Raw genomic sequence first — 13559 nt, 5'->3', positions numbered from 1 at the left:
GTCGATAGCGAGCGAGACGCCGAGGATTCGGCTCATGACGGAGTCGGTGCTACGTGCGGGATATTCCGCAGCGCACCATCGCATGACTGCACCGTCGGTGTGGTCGATGCGCTGCAAGAATCGACGCATCAAGGCATGGTCGGCACGCCAGCGTCGGCGCAGGAGCGCCGTGGACAGGGTGACAGGTTGCGGCGCCGGAGCATGCCCGGGCACCGCAACCTGCTGGTGATGCACCGTCACCAGGCGATCAGGCGAAACGCACTTTGTTGTTTCATGGCTGTTTTCCTTTCTGCAGCGAGCCAACGCTCCGCCCCTCATAGCAGTCGACTGTACGAGGCTGCGCGTCTGAGATGAACGGCCTTTCGGGCACACTTCTGGCCGAAGGTATAGGAATGAGCAGCGGCGCCGTGACGTGGCTCGGGCAGGAGCTGGCCGGCGTAGGCACGAGAACCGCGTAGAAGGACCGACAGCCGGTGCGGGGCGGTGGGTGACGCGGGACGGTGACGGTCAGTCGACGGCGACGACGTCGATCGAGGCGGTGCCGTCGGGTAGGATCGTCACGGTCCCGCCGAGGAAGAACGGCACCTCTTCGGTGACGGTGAGGATGCTGCCGTCGCGCAGCGACTGGATGTCAACGGTGATCTGGGCCACCGCGAGCGTGCGGCGGATGCCCCAGTCGGTGCCCGCGGGGACGAGCGCGACGGTCGGTTGGGCCAGGATCGACCACTCCGGGTCGCCCACGACCCGGTTCTGGAAGAACCGGCCGAACGGGCATCCCGTGGGCTGCAGCACGGTCTGTTCGGCGCACGCGGTGAGGAAGGCCGCCACTTCGTCCTGCACGACCTGGATCAGTTCGGGGGTCGGCTCGGCCTGCAGTTGCACCGGAACCTCGGCGAGCGGGCTGTCGGAGAGCACCGCGACCCCCGGGGTCGTCGCCGCCGGGGTCTGCACCGCGAGGGAGTACAGGCCCGGCGAGAACACCAGCAGCGGAAGCGGGTCGAGGGGGTCGGCGTCGGCCCCGTCAGCGGAGACCTGGCGCTTGTCGACCGGGAAGCCGTTGACCTGGAACTGCATCGCGCCGCGCACGGTCAGCTCGATGACAGCGAGGGGGCTCTGCGCGAACCGCCACGCCGGGGCGACCCCCGCCCATCCGGAGCGTTCGACCAGGAACGTGGTGGTGCCGGAGTGGCGGCCGGCGTTGTAGCTGACCGTCACGGCGGTGGCGTCGTCGCGCTGTTCCGTGCCGATCGCGGTCACCTGGGTGAGGGGCGCGAGGGCATCGGCCCGCAGCAGTGCTTCGCTCGCGGTGACCGGCAGCCCGGCGGCATCCCGTTCGCCCGAGTCGATCGCGACGCCGGGGAGGGCGAGGGCGTCGGCAGCGCGACCCTGGGCCAGCAGGTCGAGGTAGCGCAGTACGAACGCGGTGGGGCTGTACAGGTTCTGGTAGGTGACGGCGGTGGCCGACGCGAGAGCGCCGACCAGCAGGACCCCGACCACCGCCAGGGCGATGAGGTCGCGCCGCAGAGTGCGCCGCGCGCGGCGGTCGGCGCCGGCGCGCGCCAAAGGCGCCGCCGCTCCTCCCGCCGGCTGGTGCATGCGCCCAGTCTAGGAAGGCGCGCCTGAGAGCTAGCATGGGGGCGGTGAGCACTCCGCCTCTGTCGCCCGAGCAGGAGGAGTTGTTCCGCCTGATCGAGGACACGCGCGAGCACGTGTTCGTGACGGGGCGGGCCGGCACCGGCAAGTCCACGTTACTGCAGCACCTCGCCTGGAACACCGACAAGCAGATCGCGGTGTGCGCACCCACGGGGGTGGCGGCACTCAACGTCGAGGGGCAGACGATCCACTCGCTGTTCCGCCTGCCGATCGGGCTGATCGCCGACAGCGAGCTGGATCAGCCCGAGCCGACGCGCAAGATCCTGAACGCGATCGACACCCTCGTGATCGATGAGATCTCGATGGTCAACGCCGATGTGATGGATGCGATCGACCGGTCGCTGCGGCAGGCGAGGCGTCGGCGCAGCGAACCGTTCGGCGGCGTGCAGATCGTGATGTTCGGTGACCCCTATCAGCTCTCACCGGTGCCGCCGCGTGGCGATGAACGACGGTACATCACCGACCACTACCGCTCGTTCTGGTTCTTCGACGCGCAAGTGTGGGCCGGGCCGCGGCAGGATGGGCCGGTGCGCTCGGACGGGCTGCTCGACCTCGGGCGGGTGGGAGCGCCGCTGCACATCAAGGAGCTGCGCGACATCCACCGTCAGGCCGACGCAGGTTTTAAAGAGATCCTCAACGCGGTGCGGCACGGGGTCGTGACCGCCGACATGGCCCACACGCTCAACTCCGCCGGTGCGCGCCCGGTGCCGGCTCCCGTCGACGGCGAGCCGCCGGTGATCACCCTCGCGACGCGCAACGACATCGTCGCCCGGATCAACCAGCGTCACCTCGATGCGCTCTCCGGTGCCGTGCAGACCGCGCGCGCCGACATCACCGGCGATTTCGGCCGCGGCGACGCGTACCCCGCCGACGCCGAGCTCCAGCTGAAGGTGGGTGCACAGGTGATGTTCCTCCGCAACGACGTCGCCGGGTTCGGCGGTGACGGCCCGCGTTGGGTGAACGGCTCGATCGGCACCGTCACGCGCATCGCGGGCGGGTCGGTGCGCGTCGACGTCGACGGTACCGAGCACGACGTGGAGCCGGCCGTCTGGGAGAGGTTCCGGTACGCGTACGACCCAGGCTCGCGCAAACTGACGCGCGACATCGTCGCCGAGTTCACGCAGTTCCCGCTGCGGCTGGCGTGGGCGATCACCATCCACAAGTCGCAGGGCAAGTCGTACGACCGTGCGGTCATCGATCTGGGGTCGGGGGCGTTCGCGCCCGGTCAGACCTATGTCGCGCTGTCGCGGCTGACCTCGCTCGACGGGCTGTATCTGTCGCGGCCGCTGCGGCCAGCCGACATCCTCGTCGACCAGGACGTGCGCCGGTTCATGGCCGGCATCCGTGCCGCCCGGGCGTGACCGGGTTCAGGCGGTGCGGGCGGACCTGGCGGCGGTCAGGTCGGTGAACAGGTCGGTGTTGAACTGGTAGGCCACCAGCACCTCTTCGATCACCTGCTCGCGTTCCTCGGCATCCCACGGGGCGGAGTCCAGCTGGTCGCGGTACACGGTCTTGAAGGCTCGTGGATCGGCGATCTCGTCGAAGATGTAGAAGCCGATGCCGTTGGTGTCGAAGCCGAACTGGCGGGCCATGAGCTTGCCGATGAACAGGCCGCCGGAGAGGTCGCCGAGATAGCGCGTGTAGTGGTGCGCGATGAACCCGCCCGGCCAGGTGCGCCCCACCTGGCGGATGCGGTCGACGTATCGTCGTGTCGTCGACAGCGGCTCGATGCGCTCGCGCCAGTCGTCGCCGATCAGGAACCGCAGATCGGCCTCCAGCGCGGGCAGCCGGGTGAGCTTGGCGGTGATGAAGGGGGCGGCGACCGGGTCGTCCTGCATGTGCTCGGCGGCCGATTCGAGGGCTTCGTAGATGAACCAGTGCTGCGCGACCAGCGCGATGTAGTCGTCGCGCGACCCGCGACCCTGCATGAGATCGGCCATGAACCCGGAGTGTTCGCTGCCGGAGTGAGCGTTGCTGGAGCGCTCGCGCAGTGCGGTCGAGAACGGGATGATGTCGGGCATACCTACAGTCTAGCTGAAGCTAAGGGTCATCTAAACTGAAGGTTCACCGTCACTCGTGCGGTCGCGGTGTGAGGCCCAGCCGTGCGCACGCGGCGTCGTAGAGCGCCACGATCTCGCGGCGCACCTCGCGCCGCTCCATGAGGGGCCCCCGGGCCACGGCACCTCGATGATCTCGCTCGCACCGTCCGAGGCGACCGCGCGCCACCTCCCGGCCGACGCGTCGAGCCCGATCATCTCGGACGCCACGATGTCGGAGTGCGGTGAGAACGCCCGCACGATCAGCACGTTGTCGTCTCGGTGGTCGTCGTTCATGTGCTGCAGGATCGCGCGCACCACGTCGTCATCGAACACATCGGTCATGGGTTCACACTAATGATCGGCGGATCGGCATCCGGCGGGTAAGTTGGGATCCGGTCCGATCCGAGGGAGAGTGCATGCCGCGCATGAGTCCCGTCCGCCGTGTGGGCGCGATGATCGTCGCACTCGCCGTGTCGCTGGGTGCGACCGCGTGCTCCCCCGACGCCACCTCGACGGTGCAGTTGCCGGCGCAGGTCGACGCGGAGCTGTCGGCCGGCGTCACGGGGGAGCTGCGCGCCGCCGTGGAGGACGCGATGACCGCGACCGGCTCGCCGGGCGCTCTGGTGGGGGTGTGGGTTCCCTGGGCGGGGGTGTGGACCGAGGGCTTGGGAATGACCGGACCCGGCGGTGACACCCCGACGACCGACCTGCGGTTCAAAGCCACGCGGGTGACGCGGGCGATGACGTGCGACGTGCTGTACGCCCTGGTCGCCGAAGGGGTGGTCGGGATGGACGACTCGGTGACGACCTGGCTCCCCGGGTACCCCGGCTTGGAGGGGGTGACGCTGCGGCAGCTGTGCGACAGCACCTCGGGGCTGCGCGCCTACGAGTCGGAGCTGCAGGGCCGGTGGCTGGCCAATCCGACCCGGGTGTGGAATCCGAAAGAGCTGGTCGCGTACGGCGCCTCGCAGGGACTGGCGTTCTCGCCCGGGAGCGCCTTCGGTGACACCGACACCGCGTATGTTCTCCTCGGGATGGCGCTGGCCAAGGCGACGGGCAAGACCGAGGCCGAGCTGTTCGACGAGTACGTGTTCGAGCCGATCGGGATGGACTCCAGTTCCCTGCCCGACACGATGCCCGACTCGAGTGTGCTCCCCGGGTACCGTTCGGACAACGTCGACGGCGAACCGGACTGCATCGATCCGAACGACTACACCGCGCTGTCGCCGTCGGCGGGCAGCACCGCCGGCGGGGTGGTCAGTGACCTCGACGACCTGGCCCGCTACGCGCAGGCGACCGCGCTCGGGCTGCGCTCGTTCGACGACAGCAGGCTCGAGAACCCGGTGACCATCAGCAGCAAGCAGCCGGCCTGGTTCACGGCGGGCGGCGGGCTGTACCGCGCCGGCGATCTCGTGGGTCAGTACGGGTCGCTCCCGGGCTACATGACCGCGGCGTTCGCCGACCGGACCACGGGGCTCACGGTGGTCGTCGTGCTCAACAACTCGCGGGCGTCGACGACGCTCATGCGGGCCCTCGGATGGCAGCTGGCCGCCATCGCCTCGAAGGCGCCCGCCGCGGAGGGCAATGCCACCCCCGAGACCGGCTACCCCTGGACCCCGTCCGACATGGCCGCTCAGGTCGCCGAACGGGCCGTCTGCTCGTGAGCACGCGCGGACCCGCGGTGTCCGCCGCGGTGTTCGTGATCGCGGGCCTGGCGTGCCAGGAGGCGGGTGCGGCGCTCGCGGTCGTCCTGTTCGACCGGGTGGGGCCGCTTGGCATGGTGATGCTGCGCCTGGTGTTCTCCGCGGTCATCCTGCTGCTGATCGCCCGTCCGCGGCTACGCGGCCACACCGCCGCGGCGTGGCGCGCGGTGGTGGGGTTCGGCGCGGTGCTGGCGCTCATGAACTCGCTGTTCTACCTCGCGTTGGAACGACTGCCGCTCGGGGTGACGGTGACCATCGAGGTGCTTGGCCCGCTGACGCTGTCGATCGTCGCAGCGCGTCGTGCCTCGGCGTGGCTGTGGGCGGGACTGGCGCTGGCGGGGGTGGCGGCCCTGGGTGGCGGCGGCTGGGACCGGCTCGACCTGCTGGGGGTGGCGTTCGCCCTGGGGGCGGCGGCCAGCTGGGCGCTGTACATCCTCGCCTCCGCGCGCGTCGGGGCGGCCGTCCCCCGGCTGGACGGTCTGGCCTGGGCGATGACGGTGGGGGCGCTGCTCGCCCTGCCGCTCGGAGTGGCCGACGCCGGAAGCGCTCTGCTGCGTCCGGACCTGGTCGCGCTGGGCGCCGGAGTCGCGGTGCTGTCGTCGACGATCCCGTACACGCTGGAGCTGCTCGCGCTGCGGCGGTTGCCGGCATCCGCGTTCGCCATCCTGATGAGCCTGGCACCGGCGACGGCCGCGCTGGCGGGCTGGATCTTCCTCGCCCAGGGGATGTCGTGGCTCGAGACGGTCGGGATCGCGCTGGTGATCGCCGCATCGGTGGGGGCGATCCGCGCCGCGGGGCGGCACGCGCCGGACGCCGCCGAACCCCTCGGGTGAGTCCGCCGTCTAGAGTGGGACCGATCGACGACGGGAAGCCGGGGCGGAGGGGCGATGCGGATCGGGTACGCCGCCACACTGGAGCAGTTCGCGCCCGCCGAGGTCATTGACCACTGCGTGGCCGCCGAGCGGCACGGCTTCGACGGCATCGTCGCGACCGACCACTTCCAGCCGTGGCTGACCCGGCACGAGGCCGCCTCGCACGTGTGGACCATGCTCGGGGCGATCGGCGCGCACATCCGCGGTGATCTGGCCCCGGTCGCGGTCACCCCCACGTTTCGCACGCACCCGGCGGTGGTCGCGCAGGCCGCCGCGACCCTGGCCACCCTCTATCCGGGGCGGGTGTGGCTCGGGGTCGGGTCGGGGGACGCCCTCAACGAGCACATCGTCGGCCGGTATTGGCCGGAGGCGGGAGAGCGCATCGACGACATGTTCGAGGCGCTCGAGATCATCCGCGGGCTGTTCGCCGCGTCGGCGGCGGGGCGGACGATCCGCCACCGCGGGAGCCGGTTCCGCCTGGAGTCGACCAGGCTGTGGACCATGCCGGCCACGCCGCCGCCGGTGCTGGTGGCAACGTCCGGTCCGATCACGGCCCGCCGTGCCGGGCAGGTCGCCGACGGGCTGGTGACCAACGCCGAAGGGGTGGACCGCGCTGCGCGCGTGCTGGAACGGTTCGCGGCCGGCGCCCGCGAGCGCGGCCGCGACCCCGAGACCATGCCGCGGGTGCTGCACGTGCACCTGTCGTGGGCGCCGACCGAGGAGGAGGCGATGGCAGGTGCCGTACAGGAGTGGCCGATCGCGGGACTGCGGGTGCGGCGCGGCGACGTGCGTTCGCCCGCCGACTTCGAGCGGCTGGTGCGGTCGGTGACCGCCGCGGACGTGGCCGCCGGGATGTTGGTGTCGGCCGACCTCGACGTGCATCGCGCGCGGCTGCAGCAGTACGCCGACCTGGGGTTCACGCGCATCTACCTGCACAACGTGGGACGCGACCAGCGCACCTGGATCGAGCAGTTCGGGGCGCACGTGCTGCCGAAGGTGCGCGCATGACGGCGCTGACGGCCTTTGCGATCCCCGGCATCGGCGAGGTCGTGCCGGGTGATGATCTGTCCGCGCTGATCCTGGACACCGGGGTGGCGCTCGAAGAGGGCGACATCCTGGTGGTGACCTCGAAGATCGTCTCGAAGGCGGAGGGCCGCTACGTGGCCGCCGCCGACCGGGAGGACGCCATCACCGCCGAGACCGTGCGGGTCGTGGCGACGCGGACGACCGACGGCCACACCACGCGCATCGTGGAGAACCGGCTCGGCATCGTCGCCGCCGCTGCAGGGGTGGATGCCAGCAATACGCCGGAGGGGTGGATCCTGCTGCTGCCGGTCGACCCGGACGCGTCCGCGCGTGCGCTCGCCGCGGCGGTGCGGGAGCGCACCGGGGTCACCGTCGGGGTGATCGTGAGCGATACCCTCGGGCGACCGTGGCGCAGTGGGCAGACCGACGTGGCGATCGGGGCGGCCGGGGTGCGGGTCATCGAGGACTTGCGCGGGGTGGCGGACTCGGCGGGTCGCCTACTGGTGGTGACGGCGCCGTGCGTCGCGGACGAACTGGCCGCGACCGGCGACCTCGTGAAGGGGAAGGCGGGCGGTCTGCCCGTCGCGGTCGTACGCGGCAGGTCCGACCTGGTGGGCCCGCTGACGCTGCCGGGTGCGGCGAGCATCGTGCGGTCGTCCGACCGCGACATGTTCCGGCTGGGCTCCGACGAGGCGTACCGGGCCGGCTTCGCCGACGGCCGCGCCGGCTGACCCGCCGCCAGGTGCCCGGCCGCGGGTAGAGTGGCCCCGGAGGCGGACACTGTGCCTCCGAGGCGGCCCCGTCGATGCGGGCCGACATCACCGCACTCCTCATGTGCGTTCGTTCACGACGCCGAGGAGACGCATGCCTTCGTTCACCCGCCGCGCCGCCGCTGCGGCATCCCTCGCCTCGCTCGCCCTGCTGGGTGGATGCGCTGGCGGCCCGTCCGTGGCCGCGCCGCCGACCGCCGACCCGGTCGCGGAGACGATCGACAACTGCGGCACGCCGGTGGTGGTGCCGGCCGAGTCGCCGAGTCGGATCGTCACGGTGAAGTCATCGGCGTTCGAGCTGCTGCTGGCCCTCGGAGTCGGCGACCGCATCGTGGGGACGGCGTTCCTCGACGGACCGGTGCCGGCCGCGTACGAGGCCGAGGCCGCGGAGGTGCCGGTGCTGTCGGAGAAGGCGCCCTCGCAGGAGGCGGTGCTCGACCTGGAGCCGGACCTCGTCTACGCGGGGTGGGAATCGGTGTTCTCCGCTGACGGTGCGGGCGAGCGCGCCGACCTGGAGCGGCTGGGCGTGACAACCTATGTCGCGGCGGCGGCGTGCCGCGAGCCCGAGTACCGGCCCGACCCGTTGACGTTCGACCAGGTGTTCGCCGAGTTCGACGAGGTGGCGCGGCTGCTCGGGCAGCCTGGTCTCGCCGACTCGTTGATCGATGAGCAGCGCACCCAGCTGACCGAGTTGCTCCCGAACGGTGAGGGTCTGAGGGCGGTGTGGTACTCGTCGGGGCGTGACCAGCCCTACGTCGGGGCGGGCATCGGTGCACCCGAGATGATCATGGCCCAGGCGGGGCTGACCAACGTGTTCGCTGACGTCGACGACAGCTGGACGTCGACGTCGTGGGAGGAGGTCGCCGACCGCGATCCCGACGTCATCGTGCTGGTCGACTCGACGTGGAACAGCGCCGACGAGAAGATCCAGCTGCTGAAGGACAACCCGGTGACCTCGACGCTGGATGCCGTGCGTGCCGACCGGTTCGTCGTGGTCGACTTCGCGGCGACGGAAGCCGGCATCCGCAACGTCGAGGCGGTTGCGTCGATCATCGATCAGCTGGACGATCGATGACGCGGGAGGCCACCGCGGCACGCGCACCCGCACGCCGCAACGGACGTGGCGCCGGACGTCGCGCCGGGCGCCGGGCGAGGAACCGGGTCGGCCCGGTCGTCGGGGTGCTGGTGGTGGCGCTGGTGGCCTCGTGCGCGGTCGCGGTGGCTCTCGGGACGGCCGACATCTCGCCCGCCGACGTCGCCGCGACGGCCTGGTCGCACCTGTTCGGCACCGAGCCGACCCTGTCGGCCACGCGTGACGCGATCGTATGGGAGCTGCGCGCGCCCCGCGTGCTGACGGCGGCGGCCGTGGGCGGTGGGCTGGCGGTGTGCGGCGCCGTCATGCAGTCGCTCACCCGCAACCCGCTGGCCGATCCGTACCTGCTGGGGCTGTCGTCGGGGGCATCCACTGGCGCGGTCGTCGTGCTGGTGCTCGGGGTGGCGGTCGCGCTGCCGCTCGCGGCCTTCGCAGGAGCGTTCCTCGCGCTCGTGGGCACCCTCGCGCTCGCGCGCGCATCGGGTGCGCTGTCGTCGACGGGGGTGATCCTGGGAGGCTTGGCGGTGTCGGCGGTGGCGTCGGCGCTGACGAGCCTCGTGATCTTCTGGAGCGCCACCGGTGACAGCTACCGCGAGATCCTCGGGTGGCTGCTGGGCCGGGTTGCGGGAGCCGACTGGACGGATGCCGCGGTGGCCGCCGCTGCCGTGCTGGTGTGCGGCCTGCCGTTGCTGGTGTCGGCGCGGTTGCTCGACGGGTTCGCGCTGGGCGACCTGTCGGCGGCGGCGCTTGGCATCCCGGTGGAGCGGCTGCGGTTCGCGCTGTTCGCGTGCACCGCGCTGCTGACCGGGGCGCTGGTCGCCGTCAGCGGCGCGATCGGGTTCGTGGGGCTCATCCTGCCGCACGCGGTGCGGGCGCTCGTGGGCACCCGTCACCGTGCGGTGCTGCCGGTCGCGTTTCTGGCGGGCGCGATCTTCCTGGTGTGGGCCGACACCGCGGCCCGCACGCTGTTCGCCCCGCGGGAACTGCCGGTCGGCATCCTCACGGCGCTCATCGGCGGCCCCGTGTTCGCGATCATCCTGATGCGACGGAGGCGGGCGGCATGACCGGGCTGGAGTGCCGCGGCCTGCGCTTCGCGCGCGGCGGGCGGACGCTGATCGACGACGTGAGCCTGTCGGCCGCGGCCGGCGAGGTCACCGCGATCGTGGGGCCGAACGGGGCCGGCAAGAGCACGCTGCTGAGGCTGATCGCGGGGGTGGCCAGGGCGGATGCCGGGTCGGTCGCGCTCGACGGCGACGAGCTGGGCGGTGTGACCGGTCGCGCCCGGGCGCGACGGGTGGCTCTGCTGGAACAGGAGTGGGTCGCCGCCGACGGGCTGCAGGCGCGCGAGATCGTGCGTCTCGGGCGCCTGCCGCATCAGCGACTGCTGGCGGGGGACTCCGCCGCCGACGATCTGGTCGTCGAGGAGTCGCTGCGCCGCGCCGGGGCGGAGGCGCTCGCCGATCGCGACGTCGCCTGGCTGTCGGGCGGTGAGCGGCAGCGTGTCAACCTGGCCCGCGCGCTCGCGCAGGAGCCGCGGCTGCTGCTGTGCGACGAGCCGACCAATCACCTGGACCTGAAGGCACGGGTCGAAACGCTGCGGCTACTGCGCACGACCGCGCATGCGGGCGTGACGGTCGTCGCGACGCTGCACGATCTGAACGACGTCGCCGCTTTCGCCGATCATGTCGTGGTGGTCTCGGAGGGGCGCGTGGTCGCCGCCGGCGCGCCGACCGGGGTGCTGACCGCGGAGCTGGTCACCGCGGTGTGGCAGGTGGAGGTCGCCGTCACGCCGGGCGTCGACGGGCGGCCGGTGGTGTCTCTGCGGGACCAGGCGGCGCCGGCCGATCAGAGTACGGAAAGATGAGAGAGCGGCCGCACCGGCCGGGAGGGATGAGGGGGCGCGGATGATCACTTTGGGGTACAAAGCGTCGGCGGAGCAGTTCGGCCCGCGTGAGCTGGTCGAGGTCGCCGTCGCCGCCGAGCGGCACGGGTTCGAGTCGGTGGCGGTGAGCGACCACTTCCAGCCGTGGCGGCACAACGGCGGGCACGCGCCGTTCTCGATCGCGTGGATGTCGGCCGTGGGCGAGCGCACCTCGCGGGTACGGATCGGCACCAGCGTGATGACGCCGACCTTCCGCTACAACCCCGCGGTGATCGCGCAGGCGTTCGCGACCATGGGTTGCCTGTACCCCGAGCGGATCTTCCTCGGAGTGGGGACCGGGGAGGCGCTGAACGAGGTGGCGACCGGATTCCGCGGCGCGGGTGAGCAGACCTGGCCCGACTTCAAGGAGCGGTTCGCGCGGCTTCGCGAGTCGGTGCGCCTGATGCGGGCGCTGTGGAGCGGGGATCGCACCAGCTTCGAGGGTGAGTACTACTCGACGCACGACGCATCGATCTACGACGTGCCCGACGACGGCATCCCGGTCTACATCGCGGCGGGCGGCCCCCTGGTCGCCAAGTACGCCGGCCGGGCCGGGGACGGGTTCATCTGCACGTCGGGCAAGGGCCGCGAACTGTATGAGGACAAGCTCGTCCCCGCGGTGAAGGCGGGGGCGGATGCCGCGAGGCGCAGCTTCTCGGACATCGACCGGATGATCGAGATCAAGCTGTCTTACGAAGAGACCGTCGACGCCGCCCTGGAGAACACCCGGTTCTGGTCGCCGCTGTCGCTGTCGGCGGAGCAGAAGCACGACATCACCGACCCGGTGGAGATGGAGCGGGTCGCCGACGCGCTGCCGATCGAGCAGATCGCCAAGCGCTGGATCGTCGGCAACGATCCCGAAGCGGTCGTCGCCCAGATCCGCCAGTACGTCGACTGGGGCTTCACCCACCTCGTGTTCCATGCTCCCGGCGGCGATCAGGAACGGTTCATGACGCTGTTCGAGCGGGACCTGGCGCCGCGGCTGCGGGGGCTGTAGCCGCACGGGCGGGGCGAGCGGCCCGCCGACTGGTGAGGAGCACCCCGCCCGCATCGCCCGCGCCACGAACTCCCCGCTGAACACCGCCGTCGCGGCGGGGCCGCGGTGCGGGACATCGGGCAGGATCGAGGTGTCCGCGACGCGGAGCCCGGGCACGCCGTGCACTCGCCCCGCGCCGTCGACGACCGGGCCCATCGGCGCGGTGCCGCACATGTGGATCGCGGTGCCCAGGTGCGACAGCATCCACCGGTCCAGCGCGGCGTCGTCGGCGGCATCCGACCGGTCCAGCTCGGTCAGGCGGTCGAACACGCCGGCGAAGGCCGCGGAATGCAGCAGGTCGATCGCGGTGCGGATGCCGGTCCTCATGCGCGCGCGGTCGTCGGGCTCGGCCAGATAGCGGTACTGGATGCGCGGCTGGGTGAGCGGGTCTGCGCCCAGCAGCGTGAGCGTGCCCCGGCCCCTCGGTGCCTGCAGCCCGACGATCAGCTGGTAGTCGTCTCCGTGGGCGACCTGTGCCGCCGCGCGGCGGGCAGAGGTTCCCGTCAGCGCCCGCGTGAACCGGATCGGATGCCGCAGCGCCGCCGCTGCGCCCCCTGTCCACATGCGGGTCGAACCCGTGAGCAGATACGCCAGCGGCGAGACGGCGAGCAGCACTTCGAGGTCGCCGTCGGCATCCGCCCCCGATGCGCCCGCCGCCAACGTGCCCGCCCGCGACACACGCGCTCCCGACACATCCATCCCCGAGGAGAAGTTCACCGCGGCGGGAAAGGCGATCGCGGGCGCCGGGTCGAACGCCGCTGAGCGCGGACGCCAGCCCACGGCGATGTCGGGGTGGTCGCTGAAGGCCGCCCCCACGGGCAGATCCGCGCGCACCTGACCCCCGGCCGCGCGCAGCTGGTCGGCCGGGCCGATTCCGCTGCACATCAGCAGATGGGCGGAGCCGATCGCCCCCGCGCACAGCACCACCTCGTCCGCGTCGATCCGGCCAGACGCGGTCTCGACGCCGACGGCGCGGCCCATCTCGAACGCGACCCGCAGCGCGCGCGTGCGCCCCAGAATGCGCAGGTTCGGGCGCCCGCGCGCGGGCTCCAGGTAGGCCAGGCCGGTGTTGACCCGGATGCCGTCGACGACGTTGCTCGGCACAGGTCCGATCCCCGGCGTCCCCGGGGCGTTCTTGTCCGGCTCATCTGCGAAGCCCATCTCGCGTGCAGCGGCGACGAAGGCCGACGTCACGTGACCGGCCGCGGGCGGCCGCCGCACCGGCATCGGGCCCTCGTCGCCGTGGACCGAGGTTGTGCCCAGGTCGCCGTCCGACTCCAGCGCGCGCAGCACGGGCAGGGCGCGCTCGTACCCCCAGGCGTCGCCCCCGACCCGCGCCCACCGGTCGAAGTCCGCGGGCCGGGCGCGCACGAAGTAGCCGCCGTTGATCGTGCTCGACCCGCCCGCGATCCGTCCCCGCGCGATCGTGTACGGCAGGTCGGGTGT

14 protein-coding genes and 2 pseudogenes are annotated in these 13559 nt (G+C 71.8%); 10 read left to right on the top strand and 6 right to left on the bottom strand.

The annotated features are described in order from the left end of the window. On the bottom strand, nucleotides 1-318 hold a 318-nt coding region (locus ACK5KK_RS14400; protein ID WP_416890775.1), incomplete at its 3' end, for a hypothetical protein. Between the two features lie 189 nt (nucleotides 319-507). Then, on the bottom strand, nucleotides 508-1596 hold the full coding sequence (locus tag ACK5KK_RS14395; protein WP_416890774.1) for a hypothetical protein: 1089 nt from the start codon (nucleotides 1594-1596) through the stop codon (nucleotides 508-510). A 35-nt stretch (nucleotides 1597-1631) separates the two neighbouring features. Here ACK5KK_RS14395 and ACK5KK_RS14390 point away from each other — a divergent pair, with 35 nt between their 5' ends. Next, a complete protein-coding gene (locus ACK5KK_RS14390; protein WP_416890773.1) occupies nucleotides 1632-3014 on the top strand; it encodes an ATP-dependent DNA helicase in 1383 nt (460 codons plus the stop codon). 6 nt (nucleotides 3015-3020) lie between these two features. On the opposite strand, the gene ACK5KK_RS14385 is transcribed toward ACK5KK_RS14390, so the two are convergent. Together ACK5KK_RS14385 and ACK5KK_RS14380 are read right to left on the bottom strand one after the other, a co-directional pair. Next, the gene (locus tag ACK5KK_RS14385) at nucleotides 3021-3674 is read right to left on the bottom strand and encodes a heme oxygenase (biliverdin-producing) (RefSeq protein ID WP_416890772.1); all 654 of its coding nucleotides are present in this window, start codon (nucleotides 3672-3674) and stop codon (nucleotides 3021-3023) included. A 30-nt stretch (nucleotides 3675-3704) separates the two neighbouring features. Further along, entirely contained in the window at nucleotides 3705-4034 is a 330-nt protein-coding gene (locus tag ACK5KK_RS14380; RefSeq protein WP_416890771.1) for a DUF2470 domain-containing protein, read from the bottom strand. A gap of 74 nt (nucleotides 4035-4108) precedes the next feature. Between ACK5KK_RS14380 and ACK5KK_RS14375 the strand changes: the two genes are divergently transcribed. The 8 genes from ACK5KK_RS14375 to fgd all read left to right on the top strand — a co-directional run bounded on the left by ACK5KK_RS14375 (nucleotide 4109) and on the right by fgd (nucleotide 12074). Further along, the gene (locus ACK5KK_RS14375; RefSeq protein WP_416890770.1) at nucleotides 4109-5356 is read left to right on the top strand and encodes a serine hydrolase domain-containing protein; all 1248 of its coding nucleotides are present in this window, start codon (nucleotides 4109-4111) and stop codon (nucleotides 5354-5356) included. Continuing rightward, nucleotides 5353-6228 (top strand): EamA family transporter, encoded by an 876-nt coding sequence (locus tag ACK5KK_RS14370; RefSeq protein WP_416890769.1) that lies wholly within the window; start codon nucleotides 5353-5355, stop codon nucleotides 6226-6228. Before ACK5KK_RS14375 ends, ACK5KK_RS14370 begins: the two co-directional genes overlap by 4 nt. Before the next feature lie 54 nt (nucleotides 6229-6282). After that, entirely contained in the window at nucleotides 6283-7275 is a 993-nt protein-coding gene (locus tag ACK5KK_RS14365; RefSeq protein ID WP_416890768.1) for a TIGR03557 family F420-dependent LLM class oxidoreductase, read from the top strand. Beyond that, on the top strand, nucleotides 7272-8024 hold the full coding sequence (gene cofE / locus ACK5KK_RS14360; RefSeq protein WP_416890767.1) for a coenzyme F420-0:L-glutamate ligase: 753 nt from the start codon (nucleotides 7272-7274) through the stop codon (nucleotides 8022-8024). The genes ACK5KK_RS14365 and cofE overlap by 4 nt, the downstream gene beginning before the upstream one ends. Nucleotides 8025-8157: 133 nt before the next feature. After that, on the top strand, nucleotides 8158-9138 hold the full coding sequence (locus ACK5KK_RS14355) for a putative F420-0 ABC transporter substrate-binding protein (RefSeq protein ID WP_416890766.1): 981 nt from the start codon (nucleotides 8158-8160) through the stop codon (nucleotides 9136-9138). Continuing rightward, nucleotides 9135-10220, top strand: coding sequence for a putative F420-0 ABC transporter permease subunit (locus ACK5KK_RS14350; RefSeq protein WP_416890765.1), 1086 nt, complete (start codon nucleotides 9135-9137; stop codon nucleotides 10218-10220). The genes ACK5KK_RS14355 and ACK5KK_RS14350 overlap by 4 nt, the downstream gene beginning before the upstream one ends. Then, the gene (locus ACK5KK_RS14345; protein ID WP_416890764.1) at nucleotides 10217-11020 is read left to right on the top strand and encodes an ABC transporter ATP-binding protein; all 804 of its coding nucleotides are present in this window, start codon (nucleotides 10217-10219) and stop codon (nucleotides 11018-11020) included. Before ACK5KK_RS14350 ends, ACK5KK_RS14345 begins: the two co-directional genes overlap by 4 nt. A gap of 40 nt (nucleotides 11021-11060) precedes the next feature. Further along, on the top strand, nucleotides 11061-12074 hold the full coding sequence (gene fgd / locus ACK5KK_RS14340; RefSeq protein WP_416890763.1) for a glucose-6-phosphate dehydrogenase (coenzyme-F420): 1014 nt from the start codon (nucleotides 11061-11063) through the stop codon (nucleotides 12072-12074). Between the two features lie 93 nt (nucleotides 12075-12167). Here the strand turns inward: fgd and ACK5KK_RS14335 are convergent. Then, nucleotides 12168-12677 (bottom strand): annotated as a pseudogene (locus ACK5KK_RS14335) (GMC oxidoreductase); the annotation flags it as partial. On the opposite strand from ACK5KK_RS14335, the gene ACK5KK_RS14330 reads away from it, so the two are divergent. Beyond that, nucleotides 12676-12951 (top strand): hypothetical protein, encoded by a 276-nt coding sequence (locus ACK5KK_RS14330; RefSeq protein WP_416890762.1) that lies wholly within the window; start codon nucleotides 12676-12678, stop codon nucleotides 12949-12951. The pseudogene ACK5KK_RS14335 and the gene ACK5KK_RS14330 overlap by 2 nt on opposite strands. A gap of 11 nt (nucleotides 12952-12962) precedes the next feature. Here ACK5KK_RS14330 and ACK5KK_RS14325 read toward each other — a convergent pair. Next, nucleotides 12963-13484 (bottom strand): annotated as a pseudogene (locus ACK5KK_RS14325) (GMC family oxidoreductase N-terminal domain-containing protein); the annotation flags it as partial. Nucleotides 13485-13559: the final 75 nt, after the last annotated feature.

The sequence above is a fragment of the Microbacterium sp. genome (assembly GCF_047972865.1).
Classification (GTDB): domain Bacteria; phylum Actinomycetota; class Actinomycetes; order Actinomycetales; family Microbacteriaceae; genus Microbacterium.
Note: the sequence above shows the minus strand (reverse complement) of the source record. Positions and strands in the feature narration are given on the sequence as shown.

Coding starts and splice junctions, on each gene's coding strand:
- ACK5KK_RS14395 (WP_416890774.1), bottom strand. CDS start 1,596: ATGCACCAGCCGGCGGGAGGAGCGGCGGCGCCTTTGGCGCGCGCCGGC.
- ACK5KK_RS14390 (WP_416890773.1), top strand. CDS start 1,632: ATGGGGGCGGTGAGCACTCCGCCTCTGTCGCCCGAGCAGGAGGAGTTG.
- ACK5KK_RS14385 (WP_416890772.1), bottom strand. CDS start 3,674: ATGCCCGACATCATCCCGTTCTCGACCGCACTGCGCGAGCGCTCCAGC.
- ACK5KK_RS14380 (WP_416890771.1), bottom strand. CDS start 4,034: ATGACCGATGTGTTCGATGACGACGTGGTGCGCGCGATCCTGCAGCAC.
- ACK5KK_RS14375 (WP_416890770.1), top strand. CDS start 4,109: ATGCCGCGCATGAGTCCCGTCCGCCGTGTGGGCGCGATGATCGTCGCA.
- ACK5KK_RS14365 (WP_416890768.1), top strand. CDS start 6,283: ATGCGGATCGGGTACGCCGCCACACTGGAGCAGTTCGCGCCCGCCGAG.
- cofE (WP_416890767.1), top strand. CDS start 7,272: ATGACGGCGCTGACGGCCTTTGCGATCCCCGGCATCGGCGAGGTCGTG.
- ACK5KK_RS14355 (WP_416890766.1), top strand. CDS start 8,158: ATGCCTTCGTTCACCCGCCGCGCCGCCGCTGCGGCATCCCTCGCCTCG.
- ACK5KK_RS14350 (WP_416890765.1), top strand. CDS start 9,135: ATGACGCGGGAGGCCACCGCGGCACGCGCACCCGCACGCCGCAACGGA.
- ACK5KK_RS14345 (WP_416890764.1), top strand. CDS start 10,217: ATGACCGGGCTGGAGTGCCGCGGCCTGCGCTTCGCGCGCGGCGGGCGG.
- fgd (WP_416890763.1), top strand. CDS start 11,061: ATGATCACTTTGGGGTACAAAGCGTCGGCGGAGCAGTTCGGCCCGCGT.
- ACK5KK_RS14330 (WP_416890762.1), top strand. CDS start 12,676: ATGCGGGTCGAACCCGTGAGCAGATACGCCAGCGGCGAGACGGCGAGC.